The sequence below is a fragment of the Kineococcus sp. NPDC059986 genome (assembly GCF_040702905.1).
Classification (GTDB): domain Bacteria; phylum Actinomycetota; class Actinomycetes; order Actinomycetales; family Kineococcaceae; genus Kineococcus.
On record NZ_JBFBND010000031.1, the window covers coordinates 21664 to 46400 of the forward strand.

24 protein-coding genes are annotated in these 24737 nt (G+C 72.9%); 17 read left to right on the plus strand and 7 right to left on the minus strand.

Translation table 11 applies throughout. The annotated features are described in order from the left end of the window. Positions 1 to 1491, minus strand: coding sequence for an MFS transporter (locus tag AB0637_RS19315; RefSeq protein ID WP_366174310.1), 1491 nt, complete (start codon positions 1489 to 1491; stop codon positions 1 to 3). 90 nt (positions 1492 to 1581) lie between these two features. Here AB0637_RS19315 and AB0637_RS19320 point away from each other — a divergent pair, with 90 nt between their 5' ends. Further along, on the plus strand, positions 1582 to 2355 hold the full coding sequence (locus AB0637_RS19320; protein ID WP_366174311.1) for a helix-turn-helix domain-containing protein: 774 nt from the start codon (positions 1582 to 1584) through the stop codon (positions 2353 to 2355). A gap of 22 nt (positions 2356 to 2377) precedes the next feature. On the opposite strand, the gene AB0637_RS19325 is transcribed toward AB0637_RS19320, so the two are convergent. After that, positions 2378 to 2941, minus strand: coding sequence for a cysteine hydrolase family protein (locus tag AB0637_RS19325; protein WP_366174312.1), 564 nt, complete (start codon positions 2939 to 2941; stop codon positions 2378 to 2380). Between the two features lie 74 nt (positions 2942 to 3015). On the opposite strand from AB0637_RS19325, the gene AB0637_RS19330 reads away from it, so the two are divergent. The 11 genes from AB0637_RS19330 to purU all read left to right on the plus strand — a co-directional run bounded on the left by AB0637_RS19330 (position 3016) and on the right by purU (position 16263). After that, entirely contained in the window at positions 3016 to 3558 is a 543-nt protein-coding gene (locus AB0637_RS19330; RefSeq protein WP_366174313.1) for a sigma-70 family RNA polymerase sigma factor, read from the plus strand. Next, positions 3555 to 4286, plus strand: coding sequence for a hypothetical protein (locus AB0637_RS19335; protein WP_366174314.1), 732 nt, complete (start codon positions 3555 to 3557; stop codon positions 4284 to 4286). The genes AB0637_RS19330 and AB0637_RS19335 overlap by 4 nt, the downstream gene beginning before the upstream one ends. Before the next feature lie 39 nt (positions 4287 to 4325). Then, positions 4326 to 4988, plus strand: coding sequence for a Pr6Pr family membrane protein (locus tag AB0637_RS19340; RefSeq protein WP_366174315.1), 663 nt, complete (start codon positions 4326 to 4328; stop codon positions 4986 to 4988). An 80-nt stretch (positions 4989 to 5068) separates the two neighbouring features. After that, positions 5069 to 6409 (plus strand): serine hydroxymethyltransferase, encoded by a 1341-nt coding sequence (gene glyA / locus AB0637_RS19345; RefSeq protein WP_366174341.1) that lies wholly within the window; start codon positions 5069 to 5071, stop codon positions 6407 to 6409. A 92-nt stretch (positions 6410 to 6501) separates the two neighbouring features. Further along, positions 6502 to 7707 (plus strand): sarcosine oxidase subunit beta family protein, encoded by a 1206-nt coding sequence (locus tag AB0637_RS19350; protein WP_366174342.1) that lies wholly within the window; start codon positions 6502 to 6504, stop codon positions 7705 to 7707. Between the two features lie 13 nt (positions 7708 to 7720). Then, positions 7721 to 7999 carry a sarcosine oxidase subunit delta gene (locus AB0637_RS19355; RefSeq protein ID WP_366174316.1) on the plus strand — a complete coding sequence of 93 codons (279 nt, stop codon included), beginning with the start codon at positions 7721 to 7723 and terminating at the stop codon, positions 7997 to 7999. Beyond that, positions 7996 to 10887, plus strand: coding sequence for a 2Fe-2S iron-sulfur cluster-binding protein (locus AB0637_RS19360; protein WP_366174317.1), 2892 nt, complete (start codon positions 7996 to 7998; stop codon positions 10885 to 10887). The genes AB0637_RS19355 and AB0637_RS19360 overlap by 4 nt, the downstream gene beginning before the upstream one ends. Then, entirely contained in the window at positions 10880 to 11473 is a 594-nt protein-coding gene (locus AB0637_RS19365) for a sarcosine oxidase subunit gamma family protein (RefSeq protein WP_366174318.1), read from the plus strand. The genes AB0637_RS19360 and AB0637_RS19365 overlap by 8 nt, the downstream gene beginning before the upstream one ends. Before the next feature lie 70 nt (positions 11474 to 11543). Beyond that, a complete protein-coding gene (locus AB0637_RS19370; protein WP_366174319.1) occupies positions 11544 to 14024 on the plus strand; it encodes an FAD-dependent oxidoreductase in 2481 nt (826 codons plus the stop codon). A gap of 4 nt (positions 14025 to 14028) precedes the next feature. Then, on the plus strand, positions 14029 to 15402 hold the full coding sequence (locus AB0637_RS19375) for an L-serine ammonia-lyase (protein WP_366174320.1): 1374 nt from the start codon (positions 14029 to 14031) through the stop codon (positions 15400 to 15402). Positions 15403 to 15411: 9 nt separating this feature from the next. After that, positions 15412 to 16263 (plus strand): formyltetrahydrofolate deformylase, encoded by an 852-nt coding sequence (gene purU / locus AB0637_RS19380; protein ID WP_366174321.1) that lies wholly within the window; start codon positions 15412 to 15414, stop codon positions 16261 to 16263. Positions 16264 to 16469: 206 nt separating this feature from the next. Here the strand turns inward: purU and AB0637_RS19385 are convergent, their stop codons facing one another. Continuing rightward, positions 16470 to 16868, minus strand: a complete 399-nt coding sequence (locus AB0637_RS19385; RefSeq protein WP_366174322.1) for a hypothetical protein — start codon at positions 16866 to 16868, stop codon at positions 16470 to 16472. A gap of 3 nt (positions 16869 to 16871) precedes the next feature. Beyond that, complete coding sequence (locus tag AB0637_RS19390) at positions 16872 to 17510, minus strand: SMI1/KNR4 family protein (protein ID WP_366174323.1); 639 nt, start codon at positions 17508 to 17510, stop codon at positions 16872 to 16874. Positions 17511 to 17595: 85 nt separating this feature from the next. Here AB0637_RS19390 and AB0637_RS19395 point away from each other — a divergent pair, with 85 nt between their 5' ends. Genes AB0637_RS19395 through AB0637_RS19415 form a run of 5 tightly spaced genes read left to right on the plus strand, consistent with a single transcriptional unit; the run spans position 17596 to position 22350 of the window. After that, the gene (locus AB0637_RS19395; protein ID WP_366174324.1) at positions 17596 to 18279 is read left to right on the plus strand and encodes a GntR family transcriptional regulator; all 684 of its coding nucleotides are present in this window, start codon (positions 17596 to 17598) and stop codon (positions 18277 to 18279) included. Then, positions 18276 to 19805, plus strand: a complete 1530-nt coding sequence (locus AB0637_RS19400; RefSeq protein WP_366174325.1) for an MmgE/PrpD family protein — start codon at positions 18276 to 18278, stop codon at positions 19803 to 19805. The genes AB0637_RS19395 and AB0637_RS19400 overlap by 4 nt, the downstream gene beginning before the upstream one ends. Before the next feature lie 10 nt (positions 19806 to 19815). After that, the gene (gene prpB / locus AB0637_RS19405; RefSeq protein ID WP_366174326.1) at positions 19816 to 20724 is read left to right on the plus strand and encodes a methylisocitrate lyase; all 909 of its coding nucleotides are present in this window, start codon (positions 19816 to 19818) and stop codon (positions 20722 to 20724) included. Beyond that, positions 20721 to 21854 carry a bifunctional 2-methylcitrate synthase/citrate synthase gene (locus AB0637_RS19410; RefSeq protein ID WP_366174327.1) on the plus strand — a complete coding sequence of 378 codons (1134 nt, stop codon included), beginning with the start codon at positions 20721 to 20723 and terminating at the stop codon, positions 21852 to 21854. The genes prpB and AB0637_RS19410 overlap by 4 nt, the downstream gene beginning before the upstream one ends. A 28-nt stretch (positions 21855 to 21882) precedes the next feature. After that, positions 21883 to 22350, plus strand: a complete 468-nt coding sequence (locus AB0637_RS19415) for an NUDIX domain-containing protein (RefSeq protein WP_366174328.1) — start codon at positions 21883 to 21885, stop codon at positions 22348 to 22350. Between the two features lie 16 nt (positions 22351 to 22366). Here the strand turns inward: AB0637_RS19415 and AB0637_RS19420 are convergent, their stop codons facing one another. The 3 genes from AB0637_RS19420 to AB0637_RS19430 form a co-directional block, all read right to left on the minus strand. Further along, the gene (locus AB0637_RS19420; protein WP_366174329.1) at positions 22367 to 23446 is read right to left on the minus strand and encodes a cell wall-binding repeat-containing protein; all 1080 of its coding nucleotides are present in this window, start codon (positions 23444 to 23446) and stop codon (positions 22367 to 22369) included. A gap of 91 nt (positions 23447 to 23537) precedes the next feature. Further along, entirely contained in the window at positions 23538 to 24245 is a 708-nt protein-coding gene (locus AB0637_RS19425; protein WP_366174330.1) for an endonuclease/exonuclease/phosphatase family protein, read from the minus strand. Positions 24246 to 24265: 20 nt separating this feature from the next. Then, positions 24266 to 24736 carry a MarR family transcriptional regulator gene (locus AB0637_RS19430; protein WP_366174331.1) on the minus strand — a complete coding sequence of 157 codons (471 nt, stop codon included), beginning with the start codon at positions 24734 to 24736 and terminating at the stop codon, positions 24266 to 24268. Position 24737: the final 1 nt, after the last annotated feature.

The following is a 24737-nucleotide window of genomic DNA, read 5'->3' on the forward strand; positions in this document are numbered from 1 at the left end:
TCAGGCGGGCGAACCGACCGGCTCCGCGGCGGCGGGTTCCTCCGTGCTGCGGGAGTTCGTCAGGGACGAGGCGCCCAGGCCGGCGACGACCCCGACGACGACGGCCAGCACCGTGAAGGCGATGCGCTCGCCGTGGAAGAACGACTGGACGAGCTCGGCGCTCCAGGTGCCCGCCGGCAGGGTGGCCGAAACGAGTGCGGCGATCAGGGTGCCGACGACCGCGGTGCCCACGCTGGTGCCGACCTCCTGGGCGGTGTCGTTCAGCGATGCCGCGAGCGAGGTGCGGTTCGCCGGGGCGGCGCTGACGAGGGCGACCGCGCAGATCGTCATGACCGTCCGCAGGCCCACGGTCAGCACGACCATGCAGGCGGCGATGACGGGGTAGCCGTGGTCCACACCGACGGCGAGACCGGCGAGGGCCGCGGCCAGCAGGCCGGCTCCGATGAGACAGGCGGTCCGGTGCCCGAACCGGTGGGCGAGCTTCTCGGAGACCGGCGTCGCCACGATCATCGTCAGGATGAGCGGGAGGTTCGCCAGACCGGCGCGCACCGGGCTCCAGCCGTAGGCGTACTGGAAGTGCAGGATCAGGCTGAACATCACCGCGGCCATGGCGATCGAGGTGCCGACCTGGGCGACGGCCGCACCGCGGACGGTCCCGTCGCGGAACAGGGCGAGGTCCAGCATCGGCTGGGCGGCGGTCCGCTCGCGTCGGACGAACGCGAGGAGCGCGCCGACCGCGCCCAGCGCCGAACCGATCGTGATCAGCGAGGTCCAGCCGTGCTCGATGCCGCTGGTGAGGGCGTAGCAGGCGAAGCCGATGGTGGCGATGGACAGCGCCGCGCCGGGCAGGTCCAGAGCGTCGCCGGTGAGGTCCTCGCGACGGTCGGCGGGGACGCCGAGGCGCACGCCGATGACGGCGACCAGGGCGATCGGGGCGTTGACGAGGAGCAGCCACTGCCAGCCGACGTGGGCCAGCGCGGTGCCGCCGAGCAGCGGGCCGAGCACGAAACCGCTCATGCCGACGACGATCATCGCCGTCATGGCGCGCATGCGGAGCGCCTCCTCCTCGAAGAGGCGGAAGACCAGCGAGTTGGTGATCGGTGCCATGGCCGCGGCCGCGACGCCGAGGGCGGCGCGCAGGGCGATGAGCTCACCGGCAGTCGTGACGGCCGCGGCGAACAGGCTCACGGCCCCGAAGGCGGTCAGGCCGATGACCAGCACCCGCCGCCGGCCGAACCGGTCGGCGGCCGAGCCCGCGGTCAGCAGCAACCCGCCGAAGGTCAGCGAGTAGGCGCCGGTGACCCACTGCAGCGCGGTGGTCCCGCTGCCGAGGTCCCGGCCGATGGTCGGGAGCGCGATGGTCAGCAGGGTGTTGTCGACCATCTCGACGAAGAAGGCCAGGCAGAGCGCGAGCAGCGGGATCCACGCGGCGCGCAGCGAGGTGTAGGTGGACGCCGTGGTCGGCGTCGAGGGTCCAGGGGTGGGGTTCACGGCGTCTCTCCTCTCGGTGGTGCCGCCCGGTATCGAACGACGTTCGGTAATATAGAACGACGTTCGGTCCGTTGTCCAGGGTGTGGTGGGATGAGCGGCATGGCAGACGCGCGGACACCTCCCCGACGGCGACCCGGCGACGTCGGGCGCGGCCGCACGGGCGGTCCCGGCAGCAGGCCCACCGGCGCGCGGGCGGAGGGAGCGGTCCGGCGGCGCGCCTCGCACTCGCTGGAGTCCGTCGTCAGCGAGGCCGTCGCCCTGCTCGACGAGGCGGGGGAGTCGGCGCTGACCTTCCGCGCGCTGGCGGCCCGCCTCGGCGGCGGGGTCGGCAGCATCTACTGGTACGTCTCGGGCAAGGACGAGCTCGTCGACCTCGCCGGCGACCACGTCATCGCCTCGGTGCTCGCGGCCACCGAGGGCCGGACCCACGCCGAGGACCCCCTCGACGACGTCCGCGCGCTCGCGGTGGCCTTCTTCGACGCCGTCGTCGTCCGCCCGTGGCTGGGAGCCCGCTTCCTCGGCAACACCGAGCAGCAGCCGAACGGCATGCTCCTGTACGAACGCCTCGGCCAACAGGTGATGCGCCTGGGGCTACCGCCGCGGCAGAGCTTCGAGGCCGTCTCGGCGGTCCTGGGCTTCGTCGTCGGGACGGCCGCGGACCTCGGCCGCCAGCCCACCTCCGACGGTCCCGAACGGGACAGCGGGCTCGAGGAGCACGTCGAGCACTGGCGCGCCCTGGACGTGGAGCAGTTCCCCTTCGTCCACTTCGTCCTGGACGAGTTCGCCACCCACGACGACGGCGAGCAGTTCCGCGCGGGCCTGGACCTCCTGCTGTCCGGGTTGCGGCTGCAGGCCCGCGGCTGAGGAACGACCTCGGGCGGGAACCTCAGCCGGCTGCGCCCACGAGGTCGACCTCGTCGCTCGGGACGGCTTCCGCGATCCGGCCGGGGGCGCGCTGGAAGCTCCAGTAGAGGTTCGTGTGCGCGACGACCTGCTCGGGCGGGGGAGCGCCCCACTCGGACAGGTCCTCCGTCGTGTGGGCGTCGGTCACGAGCGTCACGTCGTACCCGCGGGTGAACCCGCCGTGCAGCGTCGAGCGGATGCACGCGTCCGTCTGCGCCCCGGCGACGACGAGGCGGCCGACACCGCGGGCGGCGAGCACCTCCTCGAGCTCCGTGTCCTCGAAGGAGTCCCCGTACGTCTTGCGCACCACCGGTTCCCCCTCGGCGGCGACGAGTTCGGGGACGTACTGCCAGACCTCGCTGTCCAGCGGCAGCTCCTCGCTGGAGTGCTGCACCCACACGACGGGGACGTCCGCCGCGCGGGCCTTCTCGACCAGGCGCGCGATGGTCCCCACCACGCGGTCGCTCTCGACGCTGGCGGCCATCACGCCGCGCTGCACGTCGATCACCAGGAGGGCGGAGCCGGGACGGTCGGTGAACGTCGTCATGCCCCGGACCCTAGGCGTCCGGTCCGACACGGGGAAGGTGTGCAACGTTTCGCCGCGTGAGGCGTCCAGGGGGTGTGAGAACAGCAGGAGCGGCCGCGGGGCTGGTCGCCGAGACGGGGGACCACCACGGGGAGGACGCCTACCAGGCGCTCTTCGTCCGCCACTTCCGCGCGACGGTCCGCCTGGCGCAGCTCCTCGGCGCCGACGACGCCGAGGACGGCGCGCAGGAGGCGTTCGTGCGCCTGCACCAGCACGGGAACCGGCTGCGCGACCCCGCCGCGGCGCTCGCCTACGTGCGCCGGACGACGGTGAACCTCGTGAACTCCCGGCTGCGGCACCTGCGCGTCGTCCGCCGCACCCCCGGAGACGTCCCGCGGACCCACGCGTCGGCCGAGGACGCCGTCGTGGCCGCGGCCCGCGTCGACGAACTGCTCGTCGCCGTCCGTTCCCTCCCCGCCCGCCAGCGGGAGGCGCTCGTCCTGCGCTACTGGATCGACCTGCCCGTCGCGGAGGTGGCCGACGCCCTCGACGTCCCCGTCGGGACCGCCAAGTCGTTGATCTCCCGGGCCCAGCGGGCCCAGCGGGCCCTCGCCGTCGTCCTGGAGGAGCGCTCGTGAACCCCACCGACCTGCAGCGGCGCCTCGACGCCGCGGCGCTTCCCACGGAGGAGGCGACGTCCGCCGACTGGGAGCGCAACGTCGTCCTCGTGCGCTCCCGGACGCGGCACCGCCGGGTGCGGCGCTCGGTCGTCGCCGGTCTCGGGGCTGCCGCCGCTGTCGTCGTGGCCGTCACGTGGCACCCGCCGACGGACGCGACGCGGGTCGTGCCTGCAGGACCGCCGCGGTCCTCGGCGCGCCTGGTCGACCCGGAGTCGCTGCAGGGTGCCGCCCAGCAGTGCGCCGACCGGTCGAAGGAGCCCGGTGCGGCAGTTCCCCTCTGGGGTGGACGGGGGGACGACGTCGAGGCGGTCCTCTACCGCTCGGTCAGCGGTCAGCTGTCCTTCTGCTCCATCGTCGGTGGGGGCGTCACAGCGGTGGGGGCGGTCTCGCCCGACGGACCGCTCTCACAGGACAGTCGTACCGGTGAGGCCCCCACCCGGGACTTCCTCATGGCCGGTTCGCTCGGGGACAGCTCCGACCTGACGCTGTCCGCCTTCGGCTTCGTCCCACCCTCCGTCACCCAGGTGCTGCTGCAGTTGCCCGACGGCCGGGACGTCCGTGCAGAGCTCGAGGGTGGTCGGTGGTGGGCCGTCGCACGGGCAGACGAGTACGTCGAGCTGCGGCAGGTCAGCTGGCGCGCTCTGGACTCCTCGGGCGCCACTGTCCTCGAGTCCGGCTTCCCCTGATCGGGGCCGGTGGAAATCGGCGCGGGGCAGGATGACCCGGTGACCCAGCGCCCCTCCCGCACCGTCCACGCCCTCCTGGCGCTGGTCGTCCTCGCCGCCTTCTGCGCGCAGGTGGTCCTCCTGCTCGGCGGGGGCGCCGACGCGAACTCCGGCCAGGCCGACCCGGTGCCGGTCGTGACCCGGTTCGTCCGCTTCCTCAGCTACTTCACCGTCCAGAGCAACCTGCTCGTCCTCGTCGCCGCGGTCTCGCTCGTCCTGGACCCCGCGCGGGACGGTCGGTTCTGGCGGGTCGTCCGTCTCGACGCCCTCCTCGGCATCACGGTGACGGGTCTCGTCTTCGGGGCGGTGCTCGCGCCCTACGTCCACCCGACGGGCGTGGCCTGGTGGATCAACGCCGGGTTCCACTACGTCTCGCCCGTGCTGGCCGTCGCGAGTTGGCTGCTCTTCGGGCCACGACCGCGCGTCGACGGCCGGACGTTCGGGTGGGCGTTCGTCTGGCCCGTCGGCTGGACCGTCTACACGCTCGTCCGGGGCGCGGTCGTCGACTGGTACCCCTACCCGTTCCTCGACGTCAGCGCGCTCGGGTACGCCGTCGCGCTGCGGAACGTCGGGTTCGTCGTCGTGCTCTCCGTGGCGCTGCTCAGCCTGTTGCGCCTCCTGGACCGCCGGCTGAGCCCCCGGCCGCGGACCCTGACCCCTTGACCCCCTCCGCGTCGCCGCCCTACTGTGCTGCCAACTGATATACCAGTCACTCAGTCGCAGTCCTGGAGGTTGGCGTGACCCTGCAGCTCGACCACCCCGCGGCCCCGGCCGGCGACCCGGTCCTCTCCGGCCGTCTCGCCGACCTCGACCCGGACGTGGCCGCCGCCATCGAGGCCGAGCTGCACCGGCAGCAGTCGACCCTCGAGATGATCGCCAGCGAGAACTTCGCCCCGCTGGCCGTCATGGAGGCCCAGGGTTCCGTCCTGACGAACAAGTACGCCGAGGGTTACCCGGGACGCCGCTACTACGGCGGCTGCGAGAACGTCGACGTCATCGAGCAGCTGGCGATCGACCGCCTCAAGGCCCTGTTCGGCGCCGAGTACGCGAACGTCCAGCCGCACTCCGGTGCCCAGGCCAACGCCGCCGTCATGGCCGCGCTGCTGTCGCCGGGGGACCGCATCCTCGGCCTCGACCTCGCGCACGGCGGCCACCTGTCGCACGGCATGAAGCTGAACTTCTCGGGCAAGCTCTACGACGTCGCGGCCTACCACGTGCGCGAGGACGACCACCGCGTCGACATGGACGAGGTCGAGCGCCTGGCCCGCGAGCACCGTCCGAAGCTCGTCATCGCCGGCTGGTCCGCCTACCCGCGCCAGCTCGACTTCGCCCGGTTCCGCGCCATCGCCGACGAGGTCGGCGCGTACCTCATGGTCGACATGGCGCACTTCGCCGGGCTGGTGGCCGCCGGGTTGCACCCGAACCCCGTCCCCCACGCCCACGTCGTGACGTCGACGACGCACAAGACCCTGGGCGGCCCCCGCGGCGGTGTCATCCTCGCCACCGCCGACCTCGCGAAGAAGTTCAACTCCTCGGTGTTCCCGGGGCAGCAGGGCGGTCCGCTCGAGCACGTCATCGCCGGCAAGGCCGTGGCCTTCAAGCTCGCGGCCGAACCCGCCTTCGCCGACCGCCAGCGCCGCACCCTGGCCGGTGCCCGGATCATCGCCGACCGCCTCACCGCGGCGGACTCCCGCGCGGCGGGCGTGTCCGTCGTGAGCGGCGGCACCGACGTGCACCTCGTCCTCGTCGACCTGCGCGACTCCACGCTCGACGGCCAGCAGGCCGAGGACCGCCTCCACGAGATCGGCATCACCGTCAACCGCAACGCCGTCCCGTTCGACCCGCGGCCGCCGATGGTGAGTTCCGGTGTCCGCATCGGAACCCCCGCCCTGGCGGCCCGCGGCCTCGACGAGGAGGCGTTCACGGAGGTCGCCGAGATCATCGCGACGGCCCTGCGCCCCGAGACCGACACGCTGGGGCTCATCGCCCTGCGCAACCGGGTGACGACGCTGGCCGCCCGCTTCCCGCTCTACCCCAGCCTGTCCCGGAACCTGTCCCGCACCCACGAGGAGGCGACCGCGTGACCACCGTCGACGCGTTCTCGACCGACCCCGACGACGCCGTTCCCCACACCCCCGCACCGGAGACCGCGTCCCCGCGCACCCCCGGCGCGCACCTGCCGGAGCACCCCGACTTCCTCTGGCGCTCGCCCGACCCCAAGAAGTCCTACGACGTGGTCATCGTCGGCGGCGGGGGCCACGGCCTGGCCACGGCGCACTACCTCGCCAAGAACCACGGCATCACGAACGTCGCCGTGCTGGAGAAGGGCTGGCTGGCGGGCGGCAACATGGCCCGCAACACCACGCTCATCCGGTCGAACTACCTCTGGGACGAGTCCGCCGGGATCTACGAGCACTCCCTGAAGCTGTGGGAGGGACTCGAGGAGGACCTCGAGTACCCGATCCTCTTCAGCCAGCGCGGCGTCCTCAACCTCGCCCACACGCTGCAGGACGTCCGCGACTCCGTGCGCCGCGTGGAGGCCAACCGCCTCAACGGGATCGACGCCGAGTGGGTCGAACCGGACGAGGTCCGCAAGATCTGCCCCATCGTCAACACCTCCTCCGACATCCGCTACCCCGTCCTCGGGGCGACGTACCAGCCGCGCGCGGGGATCGCCAAGCACGACTACGTCGCGTGGGGTTTCGCCCGTCGCGCCTCCGAGGCCGGCGTCGACCTCATCCAGGACTGCGAGGTCACCGACTTCATCCGCGAGGGCAACCGCGTCGTCGGGGTCCGCACGACCAAGGGCGACATCGCCTGCGGCCAGGTCGCGCTCGCCTCGGCGGGTTCGACGTCGGTGCTCACCGACAAGCTCGGGATCCGGGTCCCGATCCAGTCGCACCCGCTGCAGGCGCTGGTCTCCGAACTCCTCGAACCCGTGCACCCGACGATCGTCATGTCGAACGCCGTCCACGTGTACGTGTCCCAGGCGCACAAGGGCGAACTCGTCATGGGCGCCGGTGTGGACTCCTACAACGGCTACGGCCAGCGCGGCGCGTTCCACATCATCGAGCGGCAGATGGCGGCGGCCGTCGAACTGTTCCCCGTCTTCGCCCGGGCGCACCTGCTGCGCACGTGGGGCGGGATCGTCGACGTCACGCCGGACGCCTCGCCCATCGTCGGCAAGACGCCGTACGACAACGTCTACCTGAACTGCGGCTGGGGGACCGGCGGGTTCAAGGCGACCCCGGGTGTGGGCTGGACCTTCGCCCACACCATCGCCCACGACGAGCCGCACCAGTACAACGCCCCGTTCACGCTCGACAGGTTCGTGACGGGTCGACTGGTCGACGAGCACGGCGCCGCCGCCGTGGCCCACTGAGAGGGGTGCAGACGTGCAGTTGATCGAGTGCCCGTGGTGCGGGCCGCGCGAGGAGATCGAGTTCCACTACGGCGGGCAGGCGCACGTCGCCTACCCGCAGGACCCATCGGCCCTGGACGACCGCGAGTGGGCCGAGTACCTGTTCTTCCGGGACAACACCAAGGGCCTGTTCCGCGAGCGCTGGTCGCACGCGGCCGGTTGCCGCCGGTGGTTCAACGCCGAGCGCGACACCGTCACCTACCAGTTCACGACCGTCTACGCACCGCAGGAGAAGGGACCGGTGGACCGGTGAGTACCCACGCCGCCCCCCAGGGCACCGCCCCGTTCCGCACGGAGTCCGGTGGCCGCATCGACCGCGACCGCGTGGTCGAGTTCCGCTTCGGCGGCGAGACGCTGACGGCGCACCCCGGAGACACCGTCGCCTCGGCGCTGCTGGCGCACGGCCGGCACCAGACCGGCACCAGCATCAAGCTCGGGCGCCCCCGCGGCATCGGCGCCGCGTGGGCGGAGGACCCGGGCGGGCTCCTGCAGGTCGAGGAACCCTTCCCCGAGCCGATGCTGCTCGCGACGACCGTCGAGGTGTTCGACGGGCTGTCCGTCGAGGGGATCCCCGGGCAGGGCCGGCTGGCCGAGGTCGCCGACACCGCCCGCTACGACTCCCTGCACCACCACGTCGACGTCCTCGTCGTCGGTGCCGGCCCGGCCGGTCTGCAGGCCGCCCTGACCGCGGCCCGCTCCGGGGCCCGCGTGGCCCTGGTCGACGAGCAGTCCGAGGCCGGGGGCTCCCTCCTCGGCACGAAGGACCTCCTGGACGGCGCCCCCGGCGTGGAGTGGGTCGCCCGCGCCACCGCCGAGCTCGCCGAGCACCCGGACGTGGTCCACCTGCAGCGCACGACCGCGTTCGGCGTCTACGACGACGGTTTCGTGCTGGCCGTCGAGCGCCGCACCGACCACCTCGGTGGCCAGGCGCCCGAGAACGTCTCGCGCCAGCGGGTGCACCGCATCCGCGCCGGGCACGTCGTCGTCGCGACGGGTGCCCACGAGCGGCCCGTCGTCTTCACCGACAACGACCGCCCGGGCACCATGCTGGCCGGTGCCGCCCGCACGTTCCTGCACCGCTACGGCGTCCTGCCGGGTTCGCGCGCCGTCGTCTTCACGACCAACGACTCGGCGTACGCCGCTGCCGTCGACCTGGCCGACGCCGGGGTCGAGGTCGCGGCCGTCGTCGACGTCCGTGAGCAGGCGCCGGCGGAGTGGGCCGCCGAACTCGCGGCGCGGAACGTCCCGGTGCGCACCGGCGCGGTCGTCACGGGAACCCGCGGGGTCGAGCGCGTCAGCGCCGCCCTCGTGGCCCCGCACGGCGGCGAGCCGAACGCCGGGGCGACCGCCGAGGTCGAGTGCGACCTGCTGCTCGTCAGCGGTGGGTGGAACCCCGCCGTCCACCTGTTCAGCCAGGCGCGGGGCCGGTTGCGGTTCGACGCGGGCCTCGGGGCGTTCATGCCGGCCGAGGACCTCCAGGGCCTGACCGTCGTGGGCGCCGCCCGCGGCGAGTTCACCCTCGAGGGGGCCCTCCTCCAGGCTCGTCAGGAGACCCGTTCCGCGCTCGAGCGGATGGGTCTGGAGGCCGCCGCCACCGACGACCTGCCGGTGGCCGCGCGTCCGTTCCCGACCCTCGCGCCGGAGCTGCTCTGGTTCGTCCCGGACCCCTCCGGCGACTCCAGTCGGCAGTTCGTCGACGTCCAGCGCGACGCCACCGTCGCGGACGTCGAACGCGCCGTCGGCGCCGGGCTCCGTTCCCCCGAGCACGTCAAGCGGTACACGACGATCGGCACGGCCCACGACCAGGGCAAGACGTCCGGCATCGTGGCCACGGGGATCCTGTCCCAGCTCCTCGGACGCGGGCCGGAGGCCGTCGGGACCACCACGTTCCGGCCGCCCTACACGTCGGTGGCGTTCGCGACGCTCGCCGGCCGCGACCGCGGCGAACTGTTCGACCCGGTGCGCACCACGGTCGTGCACGACTGGCACGTGCTGCACGGCGCCGTCTTCGAGGACGTCGGGCAGTGGAAGCGTCCCCGGTACTACCCGCTGGCCGGGGAGGACATGGAGACCGCCGTCCTGCGGGAGTGCGCCGCCGTCCGGTCCGGCGTCGGGATCCTCGACGGGTCCACCCTGGGCAAGATCGACGTCCAGGGCCCCGACGCGGGCGAGTTCCTCGACCGCCTCTACACGAACCTCATGAGTTCGCTCAAGGTCGGCAAGGTCCGCTACGGCGTCATGTGCGGCGCCGACGGCATGGTCCTCGACGACGGCACCGTCCTGCGGGTGGCCGAGGACCGGTTCCTCGTGATGACCACCACGGGTGGGGCCGCGAAGGTCCTGGACTGGATGGAGGAGTGGCTGCAGACGGAGTGGCCCGAGCTGCGCGTGCACCTCGCCTCCGTCACCGAGCAGTGGGCGGCCTTCCCCGTCGTCGGGCCGCGCTCGCGCGACGTCGTCGCCGAGGTGTTCGGGATCGACGCCTCCGCCGAGGCGTTCGAGTTCATGGCGTGGCGCGACGTCGAGTTCGAGGGCGTCCCGGTGCGGCTGGCCCGCATCAGCTTCTCCGGTGAGCTGGCCTGGGAGGTGCACGTCAGCGGCTGGTACGCGGCGGCCGTCTGGGAGCGGCTCGTCGCGGCCGGTGAGCGGTTCGGCATCACGCCCTACGGCACCGAGACGATGCACGTCCTGCGCGCCGAGAAGGGGTACCCGATCATCGGCCAGGACACCGACGGCACCGTCACCCCGCAGGACCTGGGGATGTCGTGGGTCGTGTCGAAGAAGAAGCCGGACTTCATCGGCAAGCGGTCCTTCGCCCGCGCCGAGAACCAGCGTCCGGACCGCAAGCAGCTCGTGGCCCTGCTCCCGGTGGACCGGGACACGGTGCTCCCCGAGGGGTCCCAGGTCGTGGACTTCCAGGCGGACGGGCAGTTGCCCCCGCCCCCCGTGCCCATGCTGGGCCACGTCACCTCCAGCTACCGCAGCGCCTTCCTCGAGAGGCCGTTCGCCCTCGCCCTCCTCAAGGGCGGATCGGCGCGGCACGGGGAGACCCTGCACGTCCCCGTCGGCGACCGCCTGGTGGCCGTCGAGGTGACCGGCCCCGTCGTCGTCGACCCCGAAGGAGCTCGCCGCGATGGCTGAGACGACCCCCGCCCTCGCCCGCACCCACCCGTTCGCGGACCCGGAGCAGTTGCGGGAACTCACCGCGGGCCACGTGAGCGTGCGCCCGTTCGTCGCGATGGTCGTCGTGCGGGCGGCCTCCGGCAGCGCGGCGGCCCGCGCCGCCGCCGAGCAGCTCGGGGTGGACCTGCCCACCCGCTCGAACACCTGGGTCGCCACGGGTTCCGGCAAGGTGCTCTGGCTCGGCCCTGACGAGTGGCTCGTCCTGGACGAGCACGCCGCGCCGTGGGACCTCGAGGCGTCGCTGCGAACCCGCCTCGCGCCGGTGGGGGGCGCCGCGACGGACGTCTCCGCGCAGCGCGTCGTCCTGCGCCTGAACGGTCCGCACGCCCGGGACGTCCTGCGGTCCGGGACGTCGCTCGACGTCGACCCGCGGTCCTTCCCGCCCGGGTCGTGCGCGCAGGTGTCCCTGTCGCAGGCGGGTGTCGTCCTGCTGGCCCTGTCCGAGCGGGGGGACGACTTCGAGGTGCTCGTCCGCACGTCCTTCGCGGGGTACCTGGCGGCCTGGTTGGCCGACGCGTGCCTGGAGTTCCGGCCGCTCGGCTGATCCACGCCCCGTCCCCGCACCGCCCGACGACCGACCAGCCGGAACCAGCCGGCGGAGGAGGAGTTCCCCCATGAGCACGACCCCACGCGTGGTGATCATCGGTGCCGGCATCGTCGGCGCCAACCTGGCCGACGAGCTGACCGAGCGGGGCTGGACGCGGGTGACCGTCCTGGACCAGGGGCCGCTGCCGCTGGCGGGCGGGTCCACCTCCCACGCCCCCGGGCTCGTGTTCCAGACGAACTCCTCGCGGACCATGACCCACCTCGCGCAGTACACGGTCGAGAAGCTCAAGAGCCTCGACGTGGACGGGCAGTGGTGCTTCAACCAGGTCGGCGGGCTCGAGGTGGCGACCACCCCCGAACGCCTCACGGACCTGCAGCGCAAGCTCGGGTGGACGAAGTCGTGGGGGGTCCAGGGCGCTGAACTGGTCAGCCCGGCCGAGTGCCTCGCGCTGCACCCGCTCCTGGACGTCGAGAAGGTCCTCGGCGGTCTGCACGTGCGCACCGACGGCCTGGCCAAGGCGCACCGCGCGGTCACCGCCCTCATGCGCCGCGCGACCGCCCGCGGCGCCGAGTTCCGCGGTCTGCAGCGCGTCGTGGCCGTCGAGCACGCCCACGGCAAGGTCACGGGCGTCCGGACCGCCGAGGGCACGGTGCCCGCCGACGTCGTCGTCAGCTGCGCGGGGTTCTGGGGGCCGGAGGTGGGGGAACTCGTGGGCATGAAGGTGCCGCTGCTCCCGCTCGCGCACCAGTACGCCAAGACGGGTCAGGTCGCCGATCTCGTGGGCAGGAACTCCGAGCTCTCCGAGGCCTCGCTGCCCATCCTGCGCCACCAGGACGAGGACCTCTACTACCGCGAGCACGTCGACCGCATCGGCATCGGTTCCTACGCCCACCGGCCCATGCCGGTCCGCCTCGACGAACTCCCCGAGGGCGAGGTCACCGCGGCGGCCATGCCGTCGATGCTGCCGTTCACCGAGGAGGACTTCGCGTCGAGCTGGGAGGACAGCCAGGACCTGCTGCCCGCGTTGCGCGGCACCAAGGTCGAGGAGGGGTTCAACGGGATCTTCTCCTTCACCCCCGACGGCGGTTCCCTCGTGGGTGAGTCGCGCGACGTCGCGGGTTTCCTCATCGCCGAAGCGGTCTGGGTGACCCATTCCGCCGGGGTGGCGAAGGCGCTGGCCCAGACGCTCGTCGACGGGTTCTCCGAGTACGACCTGCACGGCCTCGACGTCCACCGCTTCGAAGAGGTCCAGCTCGCCGAGAGCTACGTCAGCGAGACCTCGCAGCAGAACTTCGTCGAGATCTACGACGTCCTGCACCCGCTGCAGCCCCGCACGTCTCCCCGCGACGTCCGGGTCAGCCCGTTCCACTCCCGCCAGCGCGACCTCGGCGCCGTGTTCCTGGAGTCGGCGGGCTGGGAGCGGCCGCACTGGTACGAGGCCAACGCCGCGCTGCTCGAGGAACTCCCCGCCGAGTGGCAGCCGCCGGCCCGCGAACCCTGGGCCGCCCAGTTCCACTCCCCGGTGGCCGCGGTGGAGGCGTGGAAGACCCGGACCGCCGTCGCGATGTACGACATGACGCCGCTCAAGCGCCTGGAGGTCTCCGGGCCGGGTGCCGTCGCGCTCCTGGAGCGCCTCACGACCTCCAAGATGGACAAGTCCGTCGGGTCCGTCACCTACACGCTCTTCCTCGAGGAGGACGGTGGCGTCCGCAGCGACGTGACCGTCGCCCGCCTCGGCGCCGACGTGTTCCAGGTCGGCGCCAACGGCCACCAGGACGACGTGTTCCTCGAGCAGCAGGCCGCGCGGTACGCCGACGAGTTCGGGCCCGTCCAGGTGCGTGACACCACCGGTGGCACCGCCTGCATCGGGTTGTGGGGTCCGGACGCCCGCCGCGTCGTGCAGAAGCTGTCGACCGACGACTTCACCAACGAGGGCCTGAAGTACTTCCGCAGCAAGAACGCCACGATCGGCGGCGTCCCGGTGACCGCGATGCGGTTGTCCTACGTCGGGGAACTGGGCTGGGAGATCTACGTCAGCGCCGAGGTCGCCGGCCGGCTCTGGGACGTGCTGTTCGAGGCCGGACAGGAGTTCGGCGTCGTCGCCGCCGGGCGCGCGGCCTTCAACAGCCTCCGGTTGGAGAAGGGCTACCGGTCCTGGGGGACCGACGTGACGGGGCAGCACAACCCGTACGAAGCGGGCCTCGGCTTCGCCGTCCGGTCCCCGCTGGACTCCTTCCGCGGCGGTCCCGCGCTCGAGGGCGTCAGCGAGGACACGGTCTCGCGCAAGCTGACGTGCCTCACCGTCGACGACGGGACCAGCGTGGTGCTGGGGTCCGAACCGGTCTCGGTGGACGGTCAGGTCCAGGGCTACGTGACGAGCGCGGCGTTCGGGCACACGATCGGCAAGCCGATCGCCTACGCCTGGCTGCCCGTCGCGTCGACCGCGGTGGGGACCTCCGTCGAGATCGAGTACTTCGGGCGCCGGGTCGCGGCCACGGTCACGGCCGAACCGCTCGTCGACCCCGAGATGCAGCGGATCCGCGGCTGACCCCGTGAGCATCAGCGTCTTCGACCTCTTCAAGGTCGGGATCGGGCCGTCCAGTTCGCACACCGTGGGCCCCATGAAGGCGGCGTTCCTCTTCGTCCAGCGGCTGCTCGCGGAGGGAACCCTGTCCGACGTCGCCGCCGTGCGCTGCGAACTGTTCGGCTCCCTCGGCGCGACGGGCCACGGCCACGGCAGCGTCAAGGCCGTCGTCCTCGGCCTGGCCGGTGAGGAACCCCACCTCGTCGACCCCGTCGCCGCCGACCCGATGGTGCAGACGGTCCGCACGACGGGCAGGCTGAGCCTGGGCGGCAAGCACGAGATCGACTTCTCGGTCGACGACGACGTCGTGCTGCACCGCCGCAAGCGCCTGGACTTCCACAGCAACGGGATGCTCTTCACGGCCGTCGACGCCGCCGGGGCCGAGGTGGCCCGGCGGGAGTACTACTCCGTCGGCGGGGGTTTCGTCCTCGACGAGGACGAAGCGGGCCGGCCGGTCCTGGTGCCGGACTCCACGCCCGTTCCGCACCCGTTCACCACGGGTGACCAGCTCCTGGCGATCACCGAGCGCACCGGGCTGCGGATCAGCGACGTGATGCTCGCCAACGAGCTCGTCCGTCGTCCGGAGGAGGAGGTGCGCAGCGGCCTGCTGCACATCTGGTCGGTCATGCAGGAGTGCGTGGACAAGGGCGCGGCGACGACCGGAACCCTCCCGGGCGGCCTGAAGGTACGGCGCCGCGCGGCGGCGCTGAAGGAGCGCCTCGAGAGCGACGCCGACGAGCGGGACCCCCTGCGCGCCATGGAGTGGGTGACGTTGTTCGCCCTCGCGGTCAACGAGGAGAACGCGGCGGGTGGTCGCGTCGTCACCGCGCCCACGAACGGAGCCGCGGGCATCGTGCCGGCCGTCCTGCACTACGGCGCGATGTTCCTCGACGGTTTCGACGACGACGCCGTCGTGCGGTTCCTGCTCACCGCGGCCGCCATCGGGATCCTCTTCAAGGAGAACGCCTCCATCTCCGGCGCCGAGGTCGGGTGCCAGGGCGAGGTGGGGTCCGCCTGTTCCATGGCCGCGGCCGGTCTGGCCGAGATCATCGGCGGAACTCCCCAGCAGGTCGAGAACGCCGCGGAGATCGGCATCGAGCACAACCTCGGTCTCACCTGCGACCCGGTTGGCGGTCTCGTGCAGATCCCCTGCATCGAGCGGAACGCCGTCGGGTCCATCAAGGCCATCACCGCCGCGCGGATGGCCGTCCGTGGCGACGGCAAGCACCACGTCACCCTCGACAAGGCCATCAAGACCATGCGGGAGACGGGCGCGGACATGAAGGACAAGTACAAGGAGACCGCCCGCGGCGGTCTCGCCCTGAACATCGTCGAGTGCTGAGGAGCAGCCATGACCAGCAATGCCGTCCTGACCCTCAGTTGCGCCCAGCGGCCGGGCATCGTCAACGCCGTCACGTCCTTCGTGTACCAGCACGGGTGCGACATCACCGAGCACCAGCAGTTCGACGACGCCCGCAGCGGCAGGTTCTTCTCGCGGACGGCGTTCAGCACCGTCTCGGGGGACATCGACGTCGCCCGGATGTCGCAGGAGTTCGGCGCCACGGCGTCCTCGTACGACATGGACTTCCAGATCGGCGGCGACCGCACCCCGCGCATCCTCGTCATGGTGTCGAAGATGGGGCACTGCCTCAACGACCTGCTGTTCCGCTGGCGGTCCGGCAGCCTCGGCGGCGACATCGTCGCCGTCGTGTCGAACCACGAGGACCTGCGGCCGATGGCCGAGGCGGCGGGTCTGCCGTTCGTCCACGTCCCGGTGACGGCGGCGACCAAACCCGAGGCGGAGGCGCGGCTGCTGGAACTCGTCACCGAGCACGACGCCGACCTCGTCGTCCTCGCGCGGTACATGCAGGTCCTGTCCGACGACGCCTGCCGTGCGCTGCGGGCCCGGGCCATCAACATCCACCACTCGTTCCTGCCCGGTTTCAAGGGGGCCAAGCCCTACCACCAGGCGTTCGACCGCGGTGTGAAGCTCGTCGGCGCGACGGCCCACTACGTCACGCCCGACCTCGACGAGGGCCCGATCATCGAGCAGGAGGTCATCCGCATCGACCACACCTACGACCCCACCGCGCTCGCCACGGTGGGCCGGGACGCGGAGGCGCTGGCGCTGTCCCGTGCGGTGAAGTGGCACTGCCAGCAGCGGGTCCTGCTGAACGGGCACAGCACCGTCGTGTTCCGGTGACCCCCTGCGACGGCCCGACGCGTTCCCGGTGTCCGTCCTCCGTGCGGGTGGCGACCGTGGTCCGTTCGAGGTCGTCGAGGGACCCGGCGCGACCCGTGCCAGCGCTGCAGCCATCTCGCTGCACAACGATGGAACGGCCGTCCTGGGCCCCACTTCGCGCGATGGCTGCAGCACCAGGACGACCCCCTGTCCTGACCCGGGGTCGATCAGTCCCGGTACGACGACGGCGCGCCGGGCGCCCGGTCTCCGGACACCCGCACCGTGACGCGGAACTCATTGCGCGAGCTCACGACGACCTCCCCGGTCCACGGGTCCTCGAGGTGTCCGTCGTCCTCTCCGAAGCCGCACAGTGAGGAGCCGTCCGGAACCCGCAGGACCGCTTGCGACGTCCCGTCCGTACAGACCACCTCGAGATCGACCACGCGACCGCGCACGTGCTCCAGCGGCCAGTGGACGCCGATCTCGTGACGCGTTTCGACGAGGACCGTGGCGCCCTCGGGCGTTGTGACGACCATGCAGGTGAGGTCGACCACCTGCCCCCGCTCGTAGGCGGGGCCGCAGCACTCGTGTTCCCAGTCCCCGACCTCCACGACGACGTCGACCACTGGCTACCCCTCCGCGCGGAACAGCGCGTGCGGGGAGGTCCCCGGCGGCACCCGCAGGCTCCAGGGCTCGTCGTCGTCACCGGGCACCGCGAGTCCCTGGTCGAGCAGGTCGGCGAGCTGCTCGAGGTAGGAGCCGATCGACGGCGCCAGGACCCGGTGCGCCTCGTCGTCCCGGCCGAAGGTGATGACCTGACCGACCCTGCCGCGCTCGTCCGGGTCGAGGTCCACGCCGACGTGGTTCCCCCCGCCGTCGTGGGTCAGCGGGATCCACCCCCGCACCGAGTAGCGGGGCCGGACGAAACCCTCCGGGGTCGAGGACGCGAACTCGTCCAGGCTGATGTCGCTCTCGAAACCCGCCCACTGGTCCCAGTGCAGCAACACCCTGGCCAGCGGCAGGAACGGTTCGCCGCCGACGAGGCCCGCGGCCTGCAGCAGGTCCGGGTGCTCGTACTGCACCTGGCCGTCGGCGAGGCGGTAGAGCGCGCGCACGTCGTCGGGGAGGCGCTGCCCGAGGTGCTCCTCGGCCGCGGCGAGGCGCTCACCGGTCGCGGGTGGGTTCAGCAGGGGGTCCCCGGGCAGCAGGCGCACCACCCGCTCGAACGCCGTGCGCACCCTGACCGTCGTCTCGTCGCCCTCGTCCACACCACGAACCTACCTGGGGTGCAGGCTCTCCTTCTGCATGCACAGAGCGCTTGACGTCGGGCCCTTGAGGGCTGATGGTGGTCCGGTGCATGCACAGCGGCGTGGCGGGGCGACGGAGCGGGTCTACGCCCGGCTGCGCGCCGACGTGCTGGACGGCGAGCTGGCCCCCGGTGCGGTCCTGGCGGAGCTGGAGCAGAGCGCCCGGCTCGGTGTCTCCCGCACCCCGGTCCGGGAGGCCTTCGCCAAGCTCGTCCACGACGGGTTGGCGCGCCCCGTCGGCGGCCGCGGGCTCGTCGTCGCCCCGCTCGACCTCGCCGACCTCGACCAGCTCTACGACGTGCGCGAGGCGCTGGAGGTCAAGGCCGCGCGGCTCGCGGCCCGGGCGCCCGGGCGGGTGGTCTTCGTGGAGTTCGCCGACCGGTTCGGCCACGCGGCGGCCCTCGTCGGGGCGGGGGAGCTCGACCGGTACTACGCCGTCACGGCGGAGTTCGACGCCGCGGTCGACGACGCCGTCGCGAACCCGTGGCTGGTCCGGGCGCTGAGCGACGTCCGCACCCACCTCGTGCGCATCCGCCGCCTCGCCCGGCACGACCCCGCCCGGCTGCTCGCCGCGGCCTCCGAGCACCAGCTCATCGCCGAGGCCCTCGCCGCGGGCGACGCGGACCTCGCCGCGCACGCCGTCCACGTCCACCTGCACCGCAGCCGGTCGCACTTCCGAGAACACCTCACCACCCCGCACCACCAGCAGAACGACGAGGAGAGCGCGTGAAGCAGCACGAGGTCCGGGTCCACCGCAGCGACGAGGAGTTCGGCCGCGAGGCGGAACTGGCCTGGCAGCTCGCCCGGCTCGCCACGGACGAGACCGCCGTCCGCGGCCCGGTCGACGACGACGTCGCCGAGATGGTCGTCAACCGGATCGTCGACAACGCCGCCGTCAGCGCCGCGTCGCTGCTGCGGCCCCCGGTGGTCGCGGCCCGGTCGCAGGCGCTCGACCACACGCCCTCCCGCGGCGGGGTGGGCGCGCGCATCGTCGGGACCACGGAGACCACGTCGCCGGAGTGGGCCGCGTGGGCCAACGGCGTCGCCGTCCGCGAACTCGACTTCCACGACACGTTCCTCGCCGCCGAGTACTCCCACCCGGGCGACAACGTCCCCGCGCTGCTCGCGGTCGCGCAGCACGTGGGGTGCGACGGCGAGCAGCTGCTGCGCGGGATCGTCACGGCCTACGAGGTGCAGGTCGACCTGGTGAAGGCGATCTCCCTGCACCGCCACAAGATCGACCACGTCGCCCACCTCGGTCCGTCCGTGGCGGCCGGGTTGGGGACGATGCTCGGGTTGCGCACCGAGGTCGTCCACCAGGCGATCGGCCAGGCCCTGCACACGACGACGGCCACGCGGCAGTCCCGCAAGGGCGCCATCTCCACGTGGAAGGCGCACGCCCCGGCGTTCGCGGGCAAGGTCGCCGTCGAGGCCGTGGACCGCGCGATGCGGGGGCAGACGAGCCCCGCGCCGATCTACGAGGGGGAGGACGGCGTCATCGCCTGGCTCCTCGACGGTCCCGAGGCGCGCTACACCGTGGGACTGCCCGAAACCGGGGAATCCCGTCGGGCCATCCTCGACACCTACACCAAGGAGCACTCGGCGGAGTACCAGGCGCAGGCCGTCATCGACCTCGCCCGGCGCCTGCACCGCGAGCACCCGGAACTGCGGGACCCGGAGAACGTCGAGAGCATCGTCCTGCACACCTCCCACCACACCCACGTCGTCATCGGGTCCGGCGCGAACGACCCGCAGAAGTACGACCCGACGGCCAGCCGGGAAACCCTCGACCACTCCGTCCCGTACATCTTCACGGTGGCCCTGCAGGACGGGGGCTGGCACCACGTCGACAGCTACGCCTCCGCCCGCGCCGGCCGGCCGGACACGGTCGCCCTGTGGCGCAAGGTGTCCACCGTCGAGGACCCGGAGTGGACCGAGCGCTACCACGCGACCGACCCGGCCCGGAAGGCGTTCGGCGCCCGCGTCGAGGCGCGCCTCGCGGACGGGCGGACGATCGTCGACGAGATCGCCGTCGCCGACGCGCACCCGCTCGGCGCCCACCCGTTCACCCGGTCCCAGTACGAGGCGAAGCTCGCCACGCTCGCCGCCGGGGTCCTGGCGGACGAGGAGGTCGCCCGCTTCACCGCCCTCGCCCGCCGGCTCCCGGAGCTGACGGCGGAGGAGGTCCGCGACCTGCAGGTCGTGGCGCCCCCGGAACTGCTCGAGACCGTCCCGTTGCCCGCCGGCCTGTTCTGAGGAGAACCCCGTGCTGTACTCGTCGACGACGCCGAGCGCCAAGCGCGCGGCCTTCCGCCAGGCCCTCGCCGGAACGGACCTGCTGCGGTTCCCCGGTGCCTTCAACCCGCTGTCCGGCCGGCTCGTGCAGCGGCACGGTTTCGAAGGGGTGTACGTCTCCGGGGCCGTCCTGTCCGCCGACCTCGGTCTGCCCGACGTGGGGCTGACGACGCTCACCGAGGTCGCCGGCCGGTCCGCGCAGATCGCGCGGGTCACCGACCTGCCCGTCCTCGTCGACGCCGACACGGGGTTCGGGGAACCGCTCAACGTCGCCCGCACGGTGCAGGTGATGGAGGACGCGGGCGTCGCCGGGCTGCACGTCGAGGACCAGGTGAACCCCAAGCGGTGCGGACACCTGGAGGGCAAGCAGGTCGTCGACGAGGCGACCGCCGTCCGCCGGGTGCGGGCCGCGGTCGACGCGCGGCGCGACCCGGACTTCCTCGTCGTCGCCCGCACCGACGTCCGCGGGGTCGAGGGTTTCGACGCCACCGTCCGGCGGGCCAAGGCCCTCGTCGACGCCGGGGCGGACGTCGTGTTCGCCGAGGCGATGGCCGACCTGGGGGAGTTCGAGACGATCTGCTCCGCGCTCGAGGTGCCCGTCCTGGCCAACATGACCGAGTTCGGCCGGTCCGACCTGTTCACCCACGACCAGCTCCGCGACGCCGGGGTGCGCATCGTCATCCACCCGGTGTCCCTGCTGCGGCTGGCGATGGGGGCGGCCGACCGGGCGCTGGCGGGTCTGAAGGACGCGGGAACCCTCGACCCCGTCGTGGGGCAGATGCAGACGCGCGCCGAGTTGTACGACCTCGTCGACTACGCCGGGTACGGCGACTTCGACTCCTCCGTGTACGACTTCAGCTTGGAAGGGAACCGAGGATGAGCGACCCGACCGTCCGCAAGGGTCTGGCGGGTGTCGTCGCCGACACGACCGCCGTGTCGAAGGTCGATCCCGACACGAACTCGCTGCTCTACCGCGGGTACCCGGTGCAGGAGCTGGCGACGCGCTGCTCGTTCGAGGAGGTCGCGCGGCTGCTGTGGGACGGCGACCTGCCGGACGCCGCGACCCTGGACGCCTTCCGGGCGCGGGAACGCGCCGGTCGCGCGCTCGACGACCGCGTGCGCCGCGTCGTCGACGACCTGCCGACGTCGGCGCACCCCATGGACGTCGTGCGGACCGCCGTGAGCGTCCTCGGGGCGCTGGACCCGCAGGCGGCCGACGACTCCCCGGCCGCGGAACTGGCCAAGGCCGAACGCCTGTTCGCCGCCCTGCCGGCCGTCGTCGCCTACGCGCAGCGGCGACGCCGCGGCCTGGACCTGCCCGCCCCGCGCGATGACCTCGGGTACGCCGCGCACTTCCTGTGGGCCGTCACCGGGGAGGAACCCGACGAGGTGGCCGTCCGCACGTTCGAGACGTCCCTCGTGCTGTACGCCGAGCACTCCTTCAACGCCTCCACGTTCGCGGCGAGGGTCGTGACGTCCACGCTGTCGGACCTGCACTCGGCCGTCACCGCGGCCGTCGGTGCGCTGAAGGGCCCGCTGCACGGTGGTGCCAACGAGGCCGTCTGGGCGGCGTTCGAGGAGATCGGTCCCGGCGAGGGCGCCCCCGACCGGGCCCGCGCGTGGCTCGCCGACGCCCTGGAGAACCGCCGCAAGGTCATGGGTTTCGGGCACCGCGTCTACCGCCACGGCGACTCCCGCGTCCCCACCATGCAGGCCGCGCTGGAGGAGCTCGCGACCGCCCGGGGCCGGGAGGACCTGCTCGAGCTCTCGGAGGCCCTGGAGACGGCGATGGTGCAGGCGAAGGACATCCAGCCGAACCTCGACTACCCGGCGGGTCCGGCGTACCACCTGCTGGGCCTGGACACCGACCTCTTCACACCCGTCTTCGTCGCCGCCCGCGTCGTCGGCTGGACCGCCCACGTCCGCGAGCAGCGGGCCGCGAACTCCCTCATCCGCCCGCTGTCGGAGTACGACGGGCCCGAGCTGCGGCACGTGCCGCAGCGGGACTGACGACGCCGACCGCGGGCAGACTGCACGGATGGCGAAGCAGAGCGCCGGTGTCCTGCTGCACCGGGCAACCGCGACCGGGATCGAACTCCTCCTCGCCCACATGGGCGGGCCGCTGTGGGAGCGCAAGGACGAGCACGCCTGGACGATCCCGAAGGGGGAACCGGAGGAGGGGGAGGAACTCCTCGACGCCGCGCGGCGGGAGTTCTCCGAGGAACTCGGGCTGCCCGTTCCCGTCGTCGACCTCGTGGACCTCGGTCAGGCCCGCCAGTCCTCCGGCAAGGTCGTCACGGTGTGGACGGGGCGGGCCGACCTCGACGTGACGGCGGTCGTCCCGGGGACCTTCAGCATGGAGTGGCCGCCCCGGTCGGGACGGACGGCGCAGTTCCCCGAGGTCGACCGCGCCCAGTGGTTCTCCCCCGACGAGGCGCGGTCGAAGCTGGTGAAGGGTCAGGTCGTGTTCGTGGACCGGGTGCTGGAACTGCTCGCACGGACCTGACCCCCCACCGGGCGGCTCAGCCCTCGATCTCGACCGCACCCACCGCGGTGACCCGACCGGAGTCGTACGTCTCGAACCACGCCTCGACGGCGTCGTAGGAGGAGTCGACGTCGCCCGCGAGCAACGTGGCCCGGCCGAGGGGGCCCGCGGCGAGGGCGTCGACGAGGTGACCGGTGACCCCGGGGGCGAAGAGCAGGTCGACGGCGTTCACGCCCCGGTCGACCGACTCCGTGGCCAGCGCGGCCGCCGTGCCGTAGCGGTCGGCGCCCGCGGCGCGCGTCGGGGTCGGCAGCGGGGCCAGCGCCTCGGGCGCAACGCCCTCCGGGCCGCCCGCGACGGTCGTCGACGTCACGCCGAGGGCCGTGAGCGCAGCGGCCGCGGGCTTCGGGTCGGCGTCCGCGACGAGCATCAGCGGTTCGGCGAGGCGGGCCGCCGGTCCGGCCGCGGCGAGCGCGTCGACGAGGTGGGCGTCCTCGCCGGAGGCGACCCAGCCGTGGGTGGCCTTCGGCATGAGGGCGACGAGGGCGCGGGAGGTGGCGTACCGGTCGGCGCCGGCGACGCGCGCGACGCTCGTGACGCCCAGCGCCTGCAGGCGACCCGTCGTGGCCTCGCCCAGCGCGTCCGTCCCGCCGACGAGCAGCACGGCCTTCACCTGGTGCTTCTGCAGGTAGGCGGCCGTGGCGGCCGGGACGGCGTCGCGCGTGCCGAGCAGCACGGGCGCGGCGAGGCTGCGGGCCAGCGGCCCCGCGGACAGCGCGTCGACGAGGTGCCGGTCCTCGCCGCTGACCAGGACGGCCGCGTCGGCCTCGGGGAACCCGTGCTCGGCGATGGTCGTCGCCGTCGCGAAGCGGTCGTCCCCGCTGAGCTGGACGATCTGGTTGGGCGTCCCGTCGGGCAGGGGAGCCCCGCGGTACGTGGTGCCCGCGACGCAGCCGGGGTGGGTGATCGGCAGCTGCGCGGAGCAGACCGGTGTCAGCGTCTCGAAGCCGGCGGCCGGTGCGGCCGACGCGGTGCCCGCCAGGCCCAGGGTGGTGACGGCCACCGCGGCCGCGGCCACCGGGGCCAGGGCGCTGCGGCGCAGGGTGGAGCGGAACACGGAGGCCTCCAGGAGCTGGTGCGGGAGAGGCCAGTGTGGCAGCTGTGACGACGGCGCCGGGGTGTTTCGGGACGGCCCGCCCGACCGCCCGTCAGGCGGGGACGGGGGCCTTGACCCGGGCCTCGACGAGGACCGGCAGGTGGTCGGACCCGGCCTGCTGCAACGTCTTCACGCTCTCGATGTGCATGCCCTCGGAGATCGCGAAGTCGAAGTGGCCGCGGAACCGGCGCCGCACGTACGTCGGCAGGTCGCTGTGCGAGACCTCGAACCCCTGCTCGGACAGCCGGCGCGCCAGCGAGCTCGCGAACCAGGGGTAGTTGAAGTCCCCGACGACCAGCGCCGCCGTGCCGTGGGCCGCGGAGCGGATGGCGCCGAGGGCCTCGGTGATCTGGTGGCGTCGCATGGCGTTCGTCGCCGACAGCGGCGCGGTGTGGATCGAGGCGAGCGTCAGCAGCGCCCCGTCGTCCTGCAGGTCCTCGAAGCGGACCGCGAGCAGCCGCTCGTGCGCGGGGGACAGGAAGCGGTCGTGCATGGAGCGGCGCAGCGGTCGCAGCTCGTGGCCGTGGGCGCGCAGCCGGTCGGGGCGGTAGTAGAGCGCCAGGCCGAGGCGGTTGCGCTGGGTGGCGCCGGCCAGCACGAGCGGGCCCACGGTCTCGGGAAGCCGGAGCGTGTCGCACTCCTGCAGGCACAGCGCGTCGACGCCGTGGACCTCGGCCAGGGCCGCCAGCTCGGCCGTCGCCCGTCCTTCGTGGAGGTTGTAGCTGATCGCTCGCAACGCTCGTCCCTGCGGCTCTTCCACCCCTCGAACGTACCGCCCGCTCACGGCGACCGCTCGGCCTCCACCGTGCGCAGCACCCGGTCGCCGACCTCGGCCAGCAGGGTCGTCTGCTCCGGCGTCAGGGCGTCGAACACCAGGCGCCGCACGGCGCGGACGTGTCCCGGGGCGGCTGCGGCCACCACCTCCCAGCCGGTCCCGGTGAGCGTCGCGAGGGTGAAGCGTCCGTCGGCGGGGTCCGGGCGCCGCTCCAGCAGGCCGCGCCGTTCCAGGCGGCCGGCCACGTGCGACAGGCGGGACAGGGAGCCGTTGGCCATGCCGGCCAGGCACCCCATGCGCAGCGTGCGGTCGGGGGTCTCGGAGAGGGCCGACAGCACCCAGTACTCGAAGTGCGTGAGCCCCGACTCCCGCTGGAGCTGGCTGTCGAGCGCCGCCGGCAGGGCCGTCATGACGCCGACGAGCCGGCGCCAGGCGGCCTGCTCCTGGTCGTCGAGCCACTGCGGGTCCACGGACACC